The sequence below is a fragment of the Stenotrophomonas sp. Steno-C17 genome (assembly GCF_056393165.1).
The window spans coordinates 32,107-47,911 of the sequence record NZ_JBWJPD010000021.1; the positions used below are offsets into that span (position 1 = coordinate 32,107).

Annotated in this window: 16 protein-coding genes; 8 read left to right on the top strand and 8 right to left on the bottom strand. The window is 68.8% G+C overall.

From position 1 onward, the window contains the following. Nucleotides 1-121: 121 nt before the first annotated feature. From AC06FA_RS16860 to AC06FA_RS16870, 3 genes are all read left to right on the top strand, one after another. Nucleotides 122-1,003 (top strand): SDR family NAD(P)-dependent oxidoreductase, encoded by an 882-nt coding sequence (locus AC06FA_RS16860; RefSeq protein WP_478069295.1) that lies wholly within the window; start codon nt 122-124, stop codon nt 1,001-1,003. Between the two features lie 38 nt (nt 1,004-1,041). Beyond that, nucleotides 1,042-1,929 (top strand): LysR family transcriptional regulator, encoded by an 888-nt coding sequence (locus AC06FA_RS16865; RefSeq protein ID WP_478069296.1) that lies wholly within the window; start codon nt 1,042-1,044, stop codon nt 1,927-1,929. A gap of 65 nt (nt 1,930-1,994) precedes the next feature. Next, on the top strand, nt 1,995-2,120 hold the full coding sequence (locus tag AC06FA_RS16870) for a hypothetical protein (RefSeq protein ID WP_478069297.1): 126 nt from the start codon (nt 1,995-1,997) through the stop codon (nt 2,118-2,120). 290 nt (nt 2,121-2,410) lie between these two features. On the opposite strand, the gene AC06FA_RS16875 is transcribed toward AC06FA_RS16870, so the two are convergent. Together AC06FA_RS16875 and AC06FA_RS16880 are read right to left on the bottom strand one after the other, a co-directional pair. Beyond that, nucleotides 2,411-3,205 carry a hypothetical protein gene (locus AC06FA_RS16875; protein ID WP_478069298.1) on the bottom strand — a complete coding sequence of 265 codons (795 nt, stop codon included), beginning with the start codon at nt 3,203-3,205 and terminating at the stop codon, nt 2,411-2,413. 32 nt (nt 3,206-3,237) lie between these two features. After that, nucleotides 3,238-4,131: a LysR substrate-binding domain-containing protein gene (locus AC06FA_RS16880; RefSeq protein ID WP_478069299.1), complete on the bottom strand. Its 894-nt coding sequence runs from the start codon at nt 4,129-4,131 to the stop codon at nt 3,238-3,240. A 106-nt stretch (nt 4,132-4,237) separates the two neighbouring features. Between AC06FA_RS16880 and AC06FA_RS16885 the strand changes: the two genes are divergently transcribed. Beyond that, nucleotides 4,238-5,758: an MFS transporter gene (locus AC06FA_RS16885; protein WP_478069300.1), complete on the top strand. Its 1,521-nt coding sequence runs from the start codon at nt 4,238-4,240 to the stop codon at nt 5,756-5,758. Nucleotides 5,759-5,794: 36 nt separating this feature from the next. On the opposite strand, the gene AC06FA_RS16890 is transcribed toward AC06FA_RS16885, so the two are convergent. After that, nucleotides 5,795-6,601, bottom strand: a complete 807-nt coding sequence (locus tag AC06FA_RS16890) for a hypothetical protein (protein WP_478069301.1) — start codon at nt 6,599-6,601, stop codon at nt 5,795-5,797. A gap of 340 nt (nt 6,602-6,941) precedes the next feature. Further along, entirely contained in the window at nt 6,942-7,361 is a 420-nt protein-coding gene (locus AC06FA_RS16895; RefSeq protein WP_478069302.1) for a GFA family protein, read from the bottom strand. A gap of 152 nt (nt 7,362-7,513) precedes the next feature. Between AC06FA_RS16895 and AC06FA_RS16900 the strand changes: the two genes are divergently transcribed. After that, on the top strand, nt 7,514-8,491 hold the full coding sequence (locus AC06FA_RS16900) for an Lnb N-terminal periplasmic domain-containing protein (protein ID WP_478069303.1): 978 nt from the start codon (nt 7,514-7,516) through the stop codon (nt 8,489-8,491). Further along, nucleotides 8,488-10,506, top strand: coding sequence for an esterase/lipase family protein (locus AC06FA_RS16905; RefSeq protein ID WP_478069304.1), 2,019 nt, complete (start codon nt 8,488-8,490; stop codon nt 10,504-10,506). Before AC06FA_RS16900 ends, AC06FA_RS16905 begins: the two co-directional genes overlap by 4 nt. 92 nt (nt 10,507-10,598) lie before the next feature. Here AC06FA_RS16905 and AC06FA_RS16910 read toward each other — a convergent pair whose 3' ends face one another. Then, nucleotides 10,599-11,975 (bottom strand): MFS transporter, encoded by a 1,377-nt coding sequence (locus AC06FA_RS16910; protein WP_478069305.1) that lies wholly within the window; start codon nt 11,973-11,975, stop codon nt 10,599-10,601. 82 nt (nt 11,976-12,057) lie between these two features. Between AC06FA_RS16910 and soxR the strand changes: the two genes are divergently transcribed. Beyond that, the gene (gene soxR / locus AC06FA_RS16915; protein WP_108748775.1) at nt 12,058-12,492 is read left to right on the top strand and encodes a redox-sensitive transcriptional activator SoxR; all 435 of its coding nucleotides are present in this window, start codon (nt 12,058-12,060) and stop codon (nt 12,490-12,492) included. Between the two features lie 17 nt (nt 12,493-12,509). Here soxR and AC06FA_RS16920 read toward each other — a convergent pair whose 3' ends face one another. Then, the gene (locus AC06FA_RS16920) at nt 12,510-13,112 is read right to left on the bottom strand and encodes a short chain dehydrogenase (protein WP_478069306.1); all 603 of its coding nucleotides are present in this window, start codon (nt 13,110-13,112) and stop codon (nt 12,510-12,512) included. Between the two features lie 100 nt (nt 13,113-13,212). Between AC06FA_RS16920 and AC06FA_RS16925 the strand changes: the two genes are divergently transcribed. Further along, nucleotides 13,213-14,085, top strand: coding sequence for a LysR family transcriptional regulator (locus tag AC06FA_RS16925; RefSeq protein WP_478069307.1), 873 nt, complete (start codon nt 13,213-13,215; stop codon nt 14,083-14,085). Nucleotides 14,086-14,239: 154 nt separating this feature from the next. Here the strand turns inward: AC06FA_RS16925 and proC are convergent, their stop codons facing one another. Continuing rightward, on the bottom strand, nt 14,240-15,061 hold the full coding sequence (gene proC / locus AC06FA_RS16930; protein ID WP_478069308.1) for a pyrroline-5-carboxylate reductase: 822 nt from the start codon (nt 15,059-15,061) through the stop codon (nt 14,240-14,242). A 20-nt stretch (nt 15,062-15,081) separates the two neighbouring features. Next, entirely contained in the window at nt 15,082-15,759 is a 678-nt protein-coding gene (locus AC06FA_RS16935) for a YggS family pyridoxal phosphate-dependent enzyme (RefSeq protein ID WP_478069309.1), read from the bottom strand. Between the last annotated feature and the right edge of the window lie 46 nt (nt 15,760-15,805).

Below are 15,805 nucleotides of genomic sequence, written 5' to 3' on the forward strand. Positions count from 1 at the left end.
CAATTTCGCGCATCCTGCGACATTCAGGCTGCGATTTTCGCCCGTGCGATACGCCAGGCGTATCGTGCGCCCGGTTCAACGGTATTGGCCGTGTATCCGCGTCTGCCGCGATGCTGGGCGGATGAAGCCGATTTCCCTTGTTTCCTTTACCGGCCAGGTCGGGCTGGTGACCGGTGCCGCCGGCGGCCTGGGCCTGGCCTACAGCCGCCTGCTGGCCGAGCGCGGCGCCCACGTTGTGATGCACGACATCGGTGCCGGGCTGGATGGTACCGGCAGCGATCCGCAGCGCATTGGCGCCTGCGTGAAGACCCTGCAGGCGCAGGGGCTGGCCGTGGAGGCGGCCAGCGGTGCCATCGATCAGCGCGAAAGCTGCCACGCGCTGGTGCGCGACATCCTGCAGCGGCACGGGCGGCTGGACTTCCTGATCCACAACGCCGGCTGGGTGGCCTACCAGGGTGTGGAAAGCATCGATGATGCCGCGCTTGAACAGATGCTGTGCGTGGCCGCCAAGACACCGCTGTGGCTGGCGCAGGCGGCATGGCCGGCGATGCGCGAGGCCGGTGGCGGCCGCATCGTGATCACCACCTCCGACCGTGCGCTGTACCCGCAGTACGCGCAACGCGGGCTGTCGGCCTATGCCATGGCCAAGCTGGCCGCACAGGGCCTGGTGAACGTGCTGGCGCTGGAGGGCGCTGAGCACGGCATCGTCGTCAATGCGGTGTCGCCGGTGGCCAAGACGCGCATGTGGGGCATCGAAGGCGAACCGGATGAGCTGCATCCCGACGCGGTCGCCACCGGCGTCGCGTTCCTGGCGTCCACGCGTTGCCAGCAGGGCGGCTGGATCCTGCGCGCCAGCAATGGCCAGTTCCATGCACTGCGCCTGCAGGAAGCCGAGCATGTCGCTTATCCGCGCGACCTGCGCGCGGTGCAGGCCGACAGCATCGAGGCCGTCGCACTGCAGTGGCCGGTGATCGCGCGGCCGAGTATCGACGCACGCGGCTGAGCGCGTACCCTAGGCAGGTCTTCGCTGCCGGCCCTGCCATGATCGATCTGCGTCTGCTCCGCCAGTTCGTGGCAGTGGCCGAAGAACTGCACTTCCACCGCGCCGCTGCCCGCCTGCACATGTCGCAGCCGCCGTTGACGGCCGCCGTGCGGCGCCTTGAAGAAGAACTCGGTGCAGAGCTGATCGTGCGAGGCAACCGCACGCTGGGCCTGACAACCGCCGGGCGCACGTTGCTGGTGGAAGCGCGGGCCACCCTGCTGCAGGCCGACCAGGCGGTGCAGCGCACCCGCGAAGCGGCGGCAGGGCAGATCGGCAGCCTGCGCGTCGGCTACGTCGGCAGCGCGCTGTATGGCCGCCTGCCGACCTTGATCCGGCGCTTCCGCCAGGCGTTTCCGCAGGTGCGCCTGCATCTGCAGGAGGCCACCTCGCGCCAGCAGCAGCAGTGGCTGCGCGAATCGCAGGTCGACGTCGGTGTACTGATTCCGCCCATCATTTCGGCCGAGCTGCGATTGCAGCCGTTCGATCACGACTGCCTGGCCATCGCCCTGCCGCGCGGGCATCGGTTGGCCGCGCAGACCGCGTTGACGGTGGCCGATCTGGCCGACGAACCGTTCGTGTCCTGGCCTTCGGCCGAAGGCGTCGGTTTCCATGCACAGGTGTTGGGCCTGTGTACGGCCGCAGGCTTCACGCCACGGGTCGTGCAGGAAGCGCATGGCATGCACGCGGTGCTGTCGCTGGTGGCCGTGGAGGCCGGCGTAGCCATCGTGCCGGCCAGCATGAGCGGCTTCCGCCCGGATGAAATCGTCTACCGATGGATTGAAGGCGTGGCTGCGCGTTTTGAACTGCAGTTGTGCACGCGCCCGGACATGCCCGCGCCGGTACTGCAGCAGTTTCTGGACATGGCCGTGGCCGAAGAACTGACGTGATTGGCAATAGCGCGGCGGCAAGGGTGCCGCAGGGCCGCTTCCACAGTGACCGGAAGCGGCACCCTGTGAACCTGCGCATCGCATGCCAACGGCTGCTGTTGCTGGGCGTGGTCGCGCTGGAACCGGTCACGGGAAAAATCCCCGCCATTGCAGCGGCAATCTCCTACAGACAGCCCCTGCAGCGAAGGTGACGCTGTGCAGGCCGATCCCGTGGGGTCGGTTGGGATTGGCGTCCCACAATCAACTCTGGTGCGGCACCGGCGCACGTCAAGGACGGCGTGCCTGGTTGCCGCGAACCGCTGTCCATGGTGGGCGATGTGTGGGGATCATGACGGTCCGCCGGTCAGTCCAGAGTTGTCCGGTACGCCAACCCGCATCGCCCGCCGCCTGTCCGCGTCTTGTTGCGGACATGTCGGTTGCGCCTGCCGGGGGGCAGTGCGCACGCTCCTGGGGAGGGGCGGCGGGCGGTGCATCTGCGCGGCTAGGGCAGCAACTGGCGCGTCATGCGGAAGATATCGCTGACCGCGTACAGGCCGGAGTGCCGTGCGAGGTGTGTGTTGTCCGGGCCTTCTGCGATGCCGCTGGCCAGCAGCCGGAACTGGTGGGCGGGGTCGGGTTGTTGTTGCAGGCCGTACAAGGCGTGGCGGTCCACATAGTCGCGGCCGTCGTTGAGCCGCTCGCCGCGGGCCCTTACACCCTGCAGGTGTTCCCACGCCAGCGGCGTGTCCTGCGCGATGTCATAGAACTCCACGATCGGCGCATCCTGGCTGACCTCCAGCACGTGGAAGGCGTGATGACGCCCGGCCACCTGCATGCCGACCACATCGCCGGCGCGCCAGGCGGTGTTCGCCTTCGGCACGGAAGGGCGCCGGGTCGGCATCAGCGGTGCACTGCGCAGCAACGCTTCGATCTCCGCGCTGCGGCGATGGAAGGTGTCGTTCAACGCCACGGCGGCATTCAGGGCTGCGATGGCGGTGATCGCATCAGCGGTCAGCCGCGCGTTGGCAAAGCCCTGCCGGTGCAGGCACAGGGCCAGTGCAAGCACAGTCTTGTGCATGTACAGCGGCGCAACCTCGGCAGGGGCGGCGTGCAGGATGCAGTTCCAGCGCAGCAGGAGGGTGTCGATCACCTCGGCACCGATCTGCGCTTGCGCGCGCTCAGCCGCTTGCGGCCCCAGCCGTGCCCAGTGCGCGCAGCGCTTGACGTCGCTGTCGATCGCTTCGACCAGCTTGTCCGCGGCAAGAAGTTTCAGTACGTCCGGGTATTTGATTGCCATGCGCCCACGTGTTTCCGCTACGGCCGCACAGTCTAGCGAGCGCAGAACAGGTGTTCGACCAGGTAATCAATGAACACCCGCAGGCGCGCACTCGGTTGCCGGTTGCCTGGCCACAGCAACGAGAACTGCCCCTGTTGATGGGGCACGGCCGGCAGCACGTCCTGCAGGCGGCCAGCGGCCAGCGCGTCGGCGGCCAGGAAGTCGGGCATCCAGGCCGCGCCCATGCCGCCGATGGCGGCTGCCAGCACGGCCTCCATGTTGTTGCAGGTCATGCCGGTGGCCATGTCGGCAGCGGCATCGCCGCTATGGCCCGGTAGCGTCCACGGCTGCAGCTTACCGCTGGTGGGAACGCGGAAACGTACCGCAGGCAGGTGCCGCAGGTCCGCCTGTCGCTGCGGCGAGCCATGCGCCCGCAGCAAGGGCGGTGCTGCGCAGACGATGAAGCGGAACGTGCCCAGCTGCCGTGCCGTCAGGCTGGAATCGGCCAGATCACCGCTGCGGATCACCGCATCCAGACCCTCGTTGACCACGTCCACCAGCCGGTCGTTGAACTCCAGTTCCAGCTGCACCTGCGGGTAGCGTTGCTGGAAGCCGGGCAGCACCGGCAACAGGAAGCGGTAGCCGATGGTCGGCAGGCCGATACGCAGCAGGCCACGTGGTGCGTGCTGGCGCTGGGCCAGATCGGCCTGCGCCTCGGACAGTTCATCCAGTGCGCGTCGGCAGCGCTGCAGCAGCAGCTCTCCTTCCTCGGTCAGGTGCAGGCGGCGGGTGGTGCGATGGAACAGGCGCGCGCCCAGGTCCTGTTCCAGCCGGGCAAGGCGTTTGCCTACCGCCGAGGCGGTCAGGCCCAGCGCGCGTGCGGCACCGACGATGCTGCCGGCTTCGGCGGTGCGGACAAAGGCGAGCAGGGCGGAAATCGAATCCATGCGGGAATGATTACGGAACAGATGGCCGCAATCAACGTCCCTGCCGTGTGTTTTTCCCGGGGCGGCGCATGCCCATCATCACGGCCCTTCGTGAAAGGAGGACCGCATGGCCCCACGTTCCACCCAGGAATTTCCCGCCGCTGCCGGACGCGGCGCGCTGCTGGCCGTGTGCCTGGCGGCACTCGCGCTGCCACTGGCCTTTTCCGCAGGCGCGGTGGTGGTGCCGTCGCTGCAGTCAGGTCCCGGCGATTCGCCGCTGGCACTGGCGTGGGTGACCAATGCGTTCATGCTGACCTTTGGTGGCCTGCTGCTGGCCGCCGGCGCGCTGGCGGACCGGCTCGGTCGCCGCCGCGTGTTCCTGGCCGGAACCGCCGCGTTCGCCGCGGCCACCGCCTGCGTCTGCCTGGCCCCCGATCTGCTGTGGCTGGATGTGGCGCGTGGCCTGCAGGGCGTGGCAGCGGCGGCAGCACTGGCGGCGGGGACGGCCGCATTGGCCGACGCGTGGCAGGGGCCCGGCCGTGCACGCGCGTTCGCCGTGCTGGGCACGACCTTCGGTGCAGGCCTGGCACTGGGGCCGCTGCTGGCCGGTGTGCTGCTGCAATGGGCGGGATGGCGCAGCGTGTTTGCCAGCAGCGGCGTGCTGGCCCTGCTGGCCTGCCTGCTGGGCGCGCGCCTGCTGCGCGAAAGCCACGGCGCTCGCGCGCGCCTGGATGTGGCCGGCATGGCGGTCTTCAGTCTGATGCTGGCCAGCCTGACGCTTGCCCTGCTGTGGCTGGGCGAAGAGGGCATCGGCGGCGCGCGGGTGTGGGCGGCGTCCGGCACCTGCGCGCTGCTGGCGTGGCTGTTCGTGGGGTTGCAGCGGCGCCAGGCCTCGCCGCTGCTGGATCTGTCGTTGTTCGCGCAGCGTGCGTTCGTCGGCGTGCAGCTGCTGCCGGTCGCCACCTGCTTCGGCTACGTGGTGCTGCTGGTGGTGTTGCCGTTGCAGCTGCTGGGCGTGCACGGGCAGGGCACGGGCGTGGTGGGACTGCAGATGCTGGCGCTGTCGGCCCCGTTGCTGGTGCTGCCGATGCTGGCCGCGCGCTGTGCGCAGTACATCGGCAGCCCGCTGTTGTGCACGCTGGGCCTGCTGCTGTGTGCGCAGGGCCTGTGGTGGCTGTCGCGGCACGCGGCTGCACCGGTGCCTGCGCAATGGATCGCGCCCTTGCTGTTGATCGGCACGGGCGCCGCGTTGCCCTGGGGCCTGATGGACGGCTTGTCGGTCAGCGTGGTGCCGGTGCAGCGGGCCGGCATGGCGGCCGGTATGTTCGGCACGGTACGTGTGGCCGGCGAAGGCATCGCACTGGCCGCGGTGACGGCGCTGCTGGCGACATTGATCGAGCGGCACCTGCCAGCGGCCTGGCCAGAGGCCACGGCATCGGCGTCGATGTACCTGGCCAGCGGTGATCTGGAAAGTGCGCAGGCGTGGTTCCCGCATGCCACGTTGGCCGAACTGCAACACGCCTGTGGCCAGGCGCTGGCCCTGCTGCTGCGCACGCTGTCGGTGCTGACCGCAGCGTGCGCGCTGCTGCTGCAGGTGCTGCTGGGGCGCCGTGGACTGGCGCTGGCAGAGGCCGTTGACAGCGTCTGAAGCGCCGCCGGAACGTAGCGCGCAGGCGTGATCGTGTCAGGGTGTAGCCGGCGGCGGCGCGCTCAGCAACTGGCAGCTGGCCGTGCAACCGGCGTCCTGCACGGCAGCCTGCAGGCGGGCACGCGCTGCGCGGTCGATGCGGCCCTTGCTGTCGGCATCCTTCAGGGTCTTTTCGACGCCATCCAGCACCGCCTGGCGCATCGACGGCGTCATCGCGGCACCGGCTTCGCGCAGGATCGGCAGCGCATCGGCTTCGGTACGCGCGCGACTTTTCGGATTCAGATCGGTCAGGGTCGCGCCCATCGCCAGCATGCCGATCTTGATCGGCAGACCCTCGGCCATCTGCCGCATGTCCTCCAGTTGAACGGCGTCGCTGCTGCTGAGGCCGCGCTTGAGGATTTCGCGGCTCTGCATGTCCATCTGCCGCGCGGTGCACGCGGTGGTCATGATGGCGGTGCGATCGATCGCCACCGAGATCCGTCCCAGCGTTCCGTTCGGGTCCGGCGTGGCCATGGCCAGGCGCACCACCTGCTCGGCGGCCCGGCGGCCATTGCGGCAGGCGGCGAGCAGATCCAGCATGGCATCCAGGCCGGCGCTGCCGGGCGGCACCAGGGCCGGGTCGGCGATGTCCATCGTCATCATCATGGCGGTGACCAGGGTATCGTCGTCAGGCACTTTGCCCGCAGAGGCGGCATCAGCCAGCGCGGTCAGCGCGTGCAGGCGCTCGGCCTGCAGCTCCAGACCGGTGGCGGCGGGCGCGGGCTCGGCGGCCTGCAGGGGGGCCGTGGTGGCCAGCAGCACCGACAGACAGAGCGCACGCAGGCGCAGGGCGGGAACGTCCATGTTGCATCCTTGCAGAGAGGCCATTCGTTGGCCGGTTGCGCGGAGTGTAGCGGCCATCGTCGGCGGGCGTCGTGAAATCGCCCCGCTGTCATCGGCATGTCGCGGCGGACTCACGCGGTGCATGCTGGCACAGGCCTAGAGTCGATCGTCCCCGTCCCCCACGGAGACCTGCCATGTGGTTGCTTGATCAGCTGTGGCCCCGCCGCCCACTGCCTTCACCGCCGTTGGCCGATGACCTGCCGTTGCCGCCGCGCCGGCCCTGGCTGAAACGTCCCGCACGCGCCGGGCGCAGTGGCATGGCGCCCTGGCAGAAGATCGCACCGCCAACACGCCGAAGCCGTCACTGAGGGTTCGGCGCGGGCGTCCGGTCTGCCGGGTGGTTCACGCCATCATTTGTCGGGATCAGCCCAAGTGCAAACGGATCGATGCCTTCCAGACAGGCCACGTTGTAGCCGTACTGGTCGGGGTTGGAGCGGCGCCGATGATGGGTGTAGATACCGCACAGGCCGCAGAAATAGTGTTCGGCCACGTGGGTATTGAATTGGTACAGGCGCAGGTGGGCGTGCCCGCGCACTACCCGCAGGCCCTGCTGCGGCACGCTGGCGACGATCGCGCCGCGGCGCCGGCACATGGAACAGTCGCAGCGGCGTGGATCGACGATGCCCTCGGGCAGGTCCAGTTGCAGTTCGACGGTGCCGCAATGGCAGGTGGCACGGTGCTGTGCCTGTACCGGAACCCCGGCGACGGAAGTGATGCCCATCCATGCGTCCTGCGCTGTGGTCAGGGCGCCAGTATGCACTTGCTGAACGCGTTGTAGATGCCAGGGTCAGGTCGCTTGTGGCTAACTAGGCCGCCCCCGCAAGCGACAGGATGCCCGTGAGAGCCGCAGGACGTTGGATGACAGGATGTGCCATGGCGCTGCTGGCGCTGTGGGTGGCCGGCCTGCTGGCCTATCAGTTGCCGGGGCCGGGCTGGCTGTCGGCAGGCGTGGCTGCGCTGTGGCTGGCGCTGGCCGGCTTCACCGCCTGGCGGGTGGCGCGTGGCCGCAGCCCGCGCCGCTGGACGGCCACCGTAACCGCCTGCCTGGGATTGGCCGGGCTGGGCTGGCTGCTGCTGACCCCGCGCCAGGACCGCGACTGGGCCGACGACGTGGCCCAGCGCCTGCACGTGGCCTCGTTCGACGGCCGCCATGTGGTGCTGGACAACGTGCGCGACTTCACCTGGCGCAGCGAAACCGACTACGACGCGCGCTGGGTGCAGCGCCGCTACGATCTGGATCAGCTGCGTTCGGCCGATCTGGTGCTGTCGTACTGGATGGGCCCGGCCATCGCCCACACGCTGGTGTCGTTCGGTTTCGACGATGGCCGTTACCTGGTGTTTTCGCTGGAAATCCGCAAGGAACGCGGCGAGGCGTTTTCGGCCATCGGCGGCTTCTTCCGCCGCTTCGAAATGACCCTGGTGGCGTCTGAAGAAACCGACATCCTGCGCACCCGCACCAATGCGCGCGGTGAGGACGTGTATCTGTACCGCCTGCATGGCATGGACCGCGCGCAGCTGAAAACGCTGTTCGCCGCGTATCTGGACGAGGCACGGAAACTGGATGCGAAGCCCGCGTTCTACAACACGCTCACCAGCAACTGCACCACCATCGTGTTCGATCTGGCGCGGCACATCGCGCCGGGTCTGCCGCTGGACTATCGCCTGCTGCTGTCGGGCTACCTGGCCGAGTATGCACAGCAGGTGGGCGCATTGACCCCGGGCGTGCCCTTCGCCGAACTGCACGCGAAGGGCCGTATCACCCAGCGCGCGCTGCAGATGGCGCCGGGGCAGAACTTCTCCCGCGTCATCCGCCAGGGCGTGCCGGGTACCGGCCCGGATGAGCAGCCATGAGCCTGCGTTCGATGATGGGCGCGGGGCGTCTGCTGCCGGCTGTGCTGGCGATGTTCCTGCTGCTGGGCAGCAGTGGCTGCGCGATGGTGACGGTCAAGCAGGTCGCATCCAGCGATTCGCTGGTGAACAAGCGTTCGGATGTGCTGAACACCGGTAAGCTGAGCCCGGCCTCGCGCGAGACCCTGAGTGCTGCCGGTCTGGATGAATCGCAGTGCGAGAAGGACTTCCTGGTCTGCCGCAGCACGCTGCTGATGACCGACGATCTGAACGTCGAGCAGCGGCTGTCCACTTTGTCCGAGCTGTGGGTGAAGGCCGCGCTGGCGCTGACCCCGAAGAAGCACGTGCAGGGCGAAGTGCCGATGAGCGACGCCGCGCTCGATGCGTGGCTGGAGGCGGCGCGCTACGGCTATGCCTATCTGTTCCACAGTGGTCGCTCGCCGTCGGATCGCGCGTTCGAGGATCGCCAGACCCAGGTGCGCGATTACTACAACTACGCGGCCGAAAAAGCGGCGGTGGTGCTGTTCACCCGTGCCCGCGCCGCGGCGCTGGCCGGCGAGGATTACACCCAGCCGTTGTCGGCCGGCAGTTGGACCCTGGCCTCGAACTACGGGCAGTTGCAGTTGAAGAGCATTCCCGCGCAGCTGGTGCCGGCCGGATCGGTCAGCTTCGTCGGCCTGCGCAGCACGTACCGTCGCGATGGCTTCGGTGCCGAACTGGTGATGGTGATGGACCCGCCGAAGCTGGTGGCGCCGGTGATCGCCGCCGACGGCCCGCAGGTGCAGGGCGCCGACGGCGCCGCCGACGCATCGGCGCATCGGCGCGGGCGCGCGGCGGACGTGCCCGAATTCAGCGAGATGTCGGCGATCAACGTGACCGCGCTGCTGCGCTTCCAGGGCGACTCGCTGGAAGATGTGATGCGCACGCGGCGGGTGGAGCTGGACGCGTACTCGCCGGAAGCCACCGAGCGCATCACCCTGCATGGTGAGAGCGTGCCGCTGGCCGGCAACTTCACCGCCGCCTATGGTCTGTGGCTGGCGCAGAGTGGTTTTGCCAGGCAGTCGCTGCGCACGCTGTTCGGCCTGAGCGAAGGCATCGGCGAGCCGCACATCTACCTGATGCAGCCGTGGGACCCCAATCGCCGCATCATCTTCATGCTGCACGGCCTGGCCAGCAGCCCGGAAGCTTGGGTGAACCTGGCCAACGAGATCATGGGCGACCCCGAGCTGCGCAGCCAGTTTCAGGTGTGGCAGGTCTACTACCCGACCAATGCGCCCATTGCCCTGAACCGCTATGAGATCGCAACGGCGTTCAACGACACGCTGAAGCATTTCGATCCGCAGGGCACCGCGCCGGCATCGAAGGACATGGTGTACATCGGCCACAGCATGGGCGGCGTGTTGGGGCGCCTGCTGGTCAGCGATTCCGGTGACGTGCTGTGGGACGATCTGCTGGCCAGCTACGACCTGAAGGGCGAGCGGTTGAAGCGGGTGCAGGCCAAGCTGGGCCCGCTGCTGCACTTCAAGGCGCAGCCCAATGTCGAGCGCGCGATCTTCATTGCCGCGCCCCACCAGGGCACCGATATTGCCGGCAACAAGGTGGGGCGGCTGATCGGTCGGCTGGTGCGGCTGCCGCTGACCATCCTGGGCAAGTTCGAAGATGTGTTCCTGGCGCTGGCGCAGGCCGAACAGCAGGTCGATGGCACCGCCAAGCCGAAGATTCCCAACAGCATCGACAACCTGAAGGCCAGCGATCCGTTCGTGAAGGCCGCCGCGCAACTGCCCATCGAGGCAGGCCTGAAGTACCACTCGATCATTGCCCAGCGCAAACCGGAACTGCCGTTGCAGCAATCCGACGATGGGCTGGTGCCGTACTGGAGCGCCCACCTGCCGGGCGCGCTGTCGGAGAAGGTGATCATTTCCGGCCACAGCGTGCAGGAAACACCGCAGGCCGTGCTGGAAGTGCGGCGCATCCTGCACCAGGACATCGATGACGTGGGGCCGGTTGTTCGACCTTGAGTGGTGGGGTCGGAGCCGTTTTCTGCGAAAACGGATCCGACCCCGGGGTCAGATCCCTTTCCCGCGGAAAGGGCTCTGACCCCGCACAGCGACTACACCCGCCGCGCAACCACGCTGGCGAACACTGCCAGGCCGACGGTGATTGCCAGGCACAGCACATACCCGGTGTGCGGCGCGCGTTCCACGAACAGCGCGAACAAGGCGCCAGACACGGCCAGCGCCGTGGCTACGCACAGCGCTTCGCTCAACTGCAGCGCCGAACTGTTGCGGCCCTGTTCCTGCGGCGCTGACAGCGACAGGGTGAGCACCGACAGGCTGGCGTAGATCAGGCCCATGCCGAAACCGGTCAGGGCCCAGCCTGCCAGCGCCAACAGCAGCGGTACCACGTTGAACAGCACGGCCAGGGTGGCGGTGATGCCCACGCTCATCAGTACCGTGCCCACCCGCAGCAGACGCTGGCGCGACCAGCCGCGCTGCTGGTGGCCCTGCAGCCACGATCCAGCGAACCAGCCCAGCGCACCCAGGCTGAGCACCGCACCGGCCCAACTGGGCGAGAGCCCGCGCTCGCGCTGCAGCAGCAGCGGCAGGTAGGCCTCGCAGGCGAAGAAAGCTGCCGCCGCTACGCCGCGCAGGGCGATCACGCTGGGCAGGCCACGGCGCAGGTGCAGCGTGCCGGCCGGCAGCAGCTGGCGGGCGCACCACAGCAGCGCGACTACGGCCACGGCCATGCAGGCCAGCGCCACCGCGCCGTGCTGCTGGCCGCCGACATACAGCAACAGGGCAGCCAGTGCCGCGCCGCTGGCCCAGCGCACGCGGTCATCGGCTTCGCCCGCATTCGTGCCCGCAGAGGCTGCTACGCGCGCCGGACCGGCCAGGGCCGGCCGCAGCATCAGTGCGGCCGGTATCGCCAGCAACGGCACCAGCAGGAACACCCAGCGCCAGCCCAGGTGCTGCACGATCAGCCCGCTGATTGCTGGACCCACCAGCGACGGCACCACCCAGCCGGCAGAAAAGGCGGCGAATACCTTCGGCCGCAATGCCTCGGGATAGTGGCGGCCCACCATCACGTACAGCGCCACCGAGATGGCGCCGCTGCCCAACCCCTGCAGCAACCGCCCCGCCACCAGCATGCCCATGCGCGTGGCCAGGCCCGCCAGCAGCAGGCCCAGCAGGAAGCTGGCCAGGCCCCACCACAGTGGCCGCGCCGGTCCATCGCGGTCGGCCCAGCGCCCGGCCAGGGTCATGCCGACCACGCTGGTGGCCAGCGTTCCGCCAAAGGCCAGTGCGTACAGGCGCAGGCCATCCAGCGCTTCGGCCACGGTGGGCATGGCCGCTGCCACCGCCAGCGCCTCGAAGGCCAGCAATGCAACCAGCACCACCATGCCGACGGTGGTGGCGCGGTGGGCAGGCGAAAGAATGGAGTCGGCCACGGGCGCAGGCGCCGCGGCAGCAGGGGAGGGGGTGTTCATCGGCAGACGATAGCAGTGCAGCGCTTGTGTTCGTGCTGCGGAAGCGCCAGCATCGCACCTGAACCAAGGTTGAGGTCAAGCGATGGCGGAATCGGAACTGGCGGTGGGCGAGGTGGCGCGACGCAGTGGCGTGGCGGTGTCGGCGCTGCACTTCTACGAGCGCAAGGGGCTGATCAGCAGTCTGCGCACCGCAGGCAACCAGCGTCGTTACGCCCGTGACGTGCTGCGCCGGCTGGCCGTGATACGCGTGGCGCAGCGGGTCGGCATGCCGCTGGAAGCGGTAGCGCGCGCGTTCGAGACCCTGCCGCAGGGGCGGGCACCGACCAAGGCCGATTGGGCCAGGTTGTCGGCGCGCTGGCAGCAGGAGCTGGAAGAACGCATCCACATGCTGCAACTGCTGCGCGATGAACTGACCGGCTGCATCGGCTGCGGTTGCCTGTCGTTGAAGCGGTGCCGGCTGGCCAACCCCGACGATGTACTGGGCCAGCGCGGCGATGGCCCCATGCGCTGGGGCTGATCCGTTGCTGCCAGCGCCTACCAGACGGTCAGCGTCTCGCCGCTCTGGATGCCTTCCACCGCGCGCTGGAAGGCCATCGCGGCGCGCTGCGCAGTGACCGCTTCAAAGCCGGGGAAGTAGGGCCCGTAGGCCTCCATTGATTCCACCAGTACATTCGGGCTGACCACGTTGATGCGCAGCCCGCGCGGCAGCAGTTCCAGTGCAGCGGCACGCACGAAGCCTTCCAGTGCCTGGTTCACGGCCGTGGCGTTGGCACCGTCGCGGATCGGCTGCGCGCTGACGATGCCGCTGGTCAGCGTGATCGAACCGCCCGGCTGCAGGTGATGCTGCGCGGCCAGTGCCAGGCGCACTTGGCCCAGCAGCTTGTCCTGCAGGCCGCTGTTGAACTGCGTAGCGGTCATGCTCTGCAGCGGGCCGAAGTGCAGCTTGCCGGCGGTGGAGATCACCGCATCCAGCGCGCCACTCTGTGCGAACAGCTCGGCCACGCTGCGGTCATCGGTCAGGTCCACGCGCAGGGTGCCGCTGTTGCGGCCGGCGGTGATGATCTGGTGCTGCTGGCCCAGGTGGCGGGCAACGGCCTGGCCGAGCGTGCCGCTGGCACCGACGAGGAGGATCTTCATGGCGACTCCGGGGCGAAGAGGGGAGGTGCCCAGTCTGCGCCCCGTTCCGATGGTTTGGTAAGGTGATTATCGTTTGCTGATTGCTAACCAGAGGTTTGCAATGGATCTGTTGCGCTGCATGCAGGCGTTCGTCGCCGTGGCCGACCGGGGCAGTTTTTCTGCAGCCGCCGAGCACCTGCAGGTGTCGGCGGTGATGGTGGGCAAGTACATCCAGCAGCTGGAGGCGCACCTGGGCAGTGCGTTGCTGCAGCGGAACACGCGCCGCCAGCGGTTGACCGACGCCGGGGTTACCTATCTGGCCGCTTGCCGCCAGGTGCTGGAGCAGGTGCTGCAGGCCGAGGCCGACGTGGCCGGCCTGCAGCGGCAGCCGCGTGGCCTGCTGCGCATCAGCGCGCCCACCACCTGGGGCAGCTGCGTACTGGCGCCCCTGCTGGCCGGTCTGCTGCGCGCACAGCCGGAACTGAACATCGAGCTGGACCTGAGCAACCGCCGGGTGGACCTGATCGAAGACGGCTTCGATGCGGCGATCCGGGTCGGCCCGCTGCCTTCACAGGAACTCGTGGCGCGCCCGTTGCCGCCGTATGCGATGAGCCTGTGCGCGGCGCCGGCCTACCTGCGCCGCCGCGGCACACCGCGTACGCCGGCCGATCTGGCCGGACATGACTGCCTGAGCCACCTGGCCTGGCGCGGCGGCCATGGCTGGCAGCTGGCCAACGGCGAACAGGTGGACTGGGAAGCGCGGTTGAGCAGCAACGATGGCCTGGCGCTGCGCGAAGCGGCGGTGGCCGGCGCGGGCCTGGTGCTGCAGCCGACCGCATTGCTGGCCGCCGAGATCGCCGCGGGCCGGTTGAAGCCGGTGCTGCGCGACTACCTGCCCGAGCCACGGCCGATGCACCTGATCTATCTGCCCGACCGCAGGCCACGGCCGCGGTTGCAGTGTTTCGTGGAGTACGTGATGCAGCAGCTGGGGTAGATCAGGGCCGGGGGTCAGAGCCCTTTGCTGGCGCAAAGGGATCCGACCCCAAATGGATGATCAGGGCCCGGGGTCAAATCCCTTTGCGCCAGCAAAGGGCTCTGACCCCAGATGGATGATCGGTGGGTGCCGACCGTTGGTCGGCACACCCGGCTCAATCGTTGGCCGCAGACAATTCCCGCCCACGCTGCTGTGCGGCGCGCAGCGCCTTGCCGACCAGCAATTCAAATCCATCGGCCTGGAAGCTTTCGATCGCCGCCTGGGTGGTGCCGTTGGGTGAGGTGACCCGGCGCCGCAGTTCGGCCGGGCTCTCGCCGGCTTCATCCAGCATGCGCGACGCGCCCAGCAGGGTCTGCACCACCAGCGTGCGCGCGGCATCGGCTGGCAGGCCCTGGGCGATGCCCGCCGCTTCCATCGCCTCGGCAAGCAGGAACACATAGGCCGGGCCACTGCCGGAGACGGCGGTGACCGAATCCATCAGGGCTTCATCCTCGATCCACACCGTGCGCCCGGCGCTGGCCAGGATCTGTTCGGCCTGCGCCTGCTGCGGCGCGCTGACCGCGGCGGTGGCATACAGCCCGGTCACACCGGCGCCGAGCAGGGCAGGGGTGTTGGGCATGGCGCGGACCACCGGAAGGGTGCCGCCCAGCCAGCGCTGCAGCTGCGCACTGGTAATACCCGCGGCGATCGAGACAGCCAGCGGCTGTTGCTGCTGCGCCAGCGACTGCAGGCTCTGGCACACCCCGCGCAGCACCTGCGGCTTGACCGCCAGCAGCCACACGTCGCCCTGGGCCGCCGCATCGCTGGCGTTGTCATGGGTCTGCACGCCGAAATCGTCGGCCAGCGCCTGCCGAAGTTCGGCCACCGGTTCGGCCACGTGAATGTGCGCAGGCGCCGTGCCCTGTCGGATCAGCCCGGCGATCAGGCTGCGCGCCATGTTGCCGCCGCCGATGAAGGTGATGGATGCCGCTGCCATGGAACAGTTCTCCTTGCGAATCAGGCCGGGCGCGGGCGCGCACCGAACAGGGCGGTGCCGATGCGCACCAGGGTGGTGCCTTCGGCAATGGCTTCGGCGTAGTCGCCGCTCATGCCCATCGACAGGGTATCCACGTGCGGGTGGCCGGCGGCCAGTGTCTCGAAAAGTGTGCGCATGCGCACGAAAGCCTCGCGGCGGCGCGCGGCCTCGGGCCACGGCGCAGGGATCGCCATCAGGCCACGCAGGCGCAGCGATGGTTCAGCGGCGATGGCCTGGGCCAGCGCATCCACCTGCTGCGGCGTGCAGCCGTGCTTGCTGCCTTCATCGTCGATGTTGACCTGGATAAGCACGTTCAGCGGCGCGCGGCCGGCTGGGCGGTGGCGGGCCAGCGCAGTCACCAGCTTGGCCCGGTCCACGCTCTGCACCCAGTCGAAATGGGCGGCCACGGCCTCGGCCTTGTTCGACTGCAGATGGCCTATCAGGTGCCATTCCAGCCGCAGGTCCTGCAGCGCCTGCATCTTGGCCAGGGCTTCCTGCACGTAGTTCTCGCCGAAGGCCTGCTGGCCCTGCGCGGCCAGCGCGGCCACGGCCTGTGCCGGCTGGGTCTTGGAAACGGCCAGCAGGCGCGGGTCTGGCCGCCCGGCGGCCTCGGCGGCGTTGTGCAGGTTGCTCAGGATTTCGGGCAGGGGAGTGGGCACGTAACGCGTTCCGGTGTGACAGGAGGCTATACTGCCGCCCGGGGAA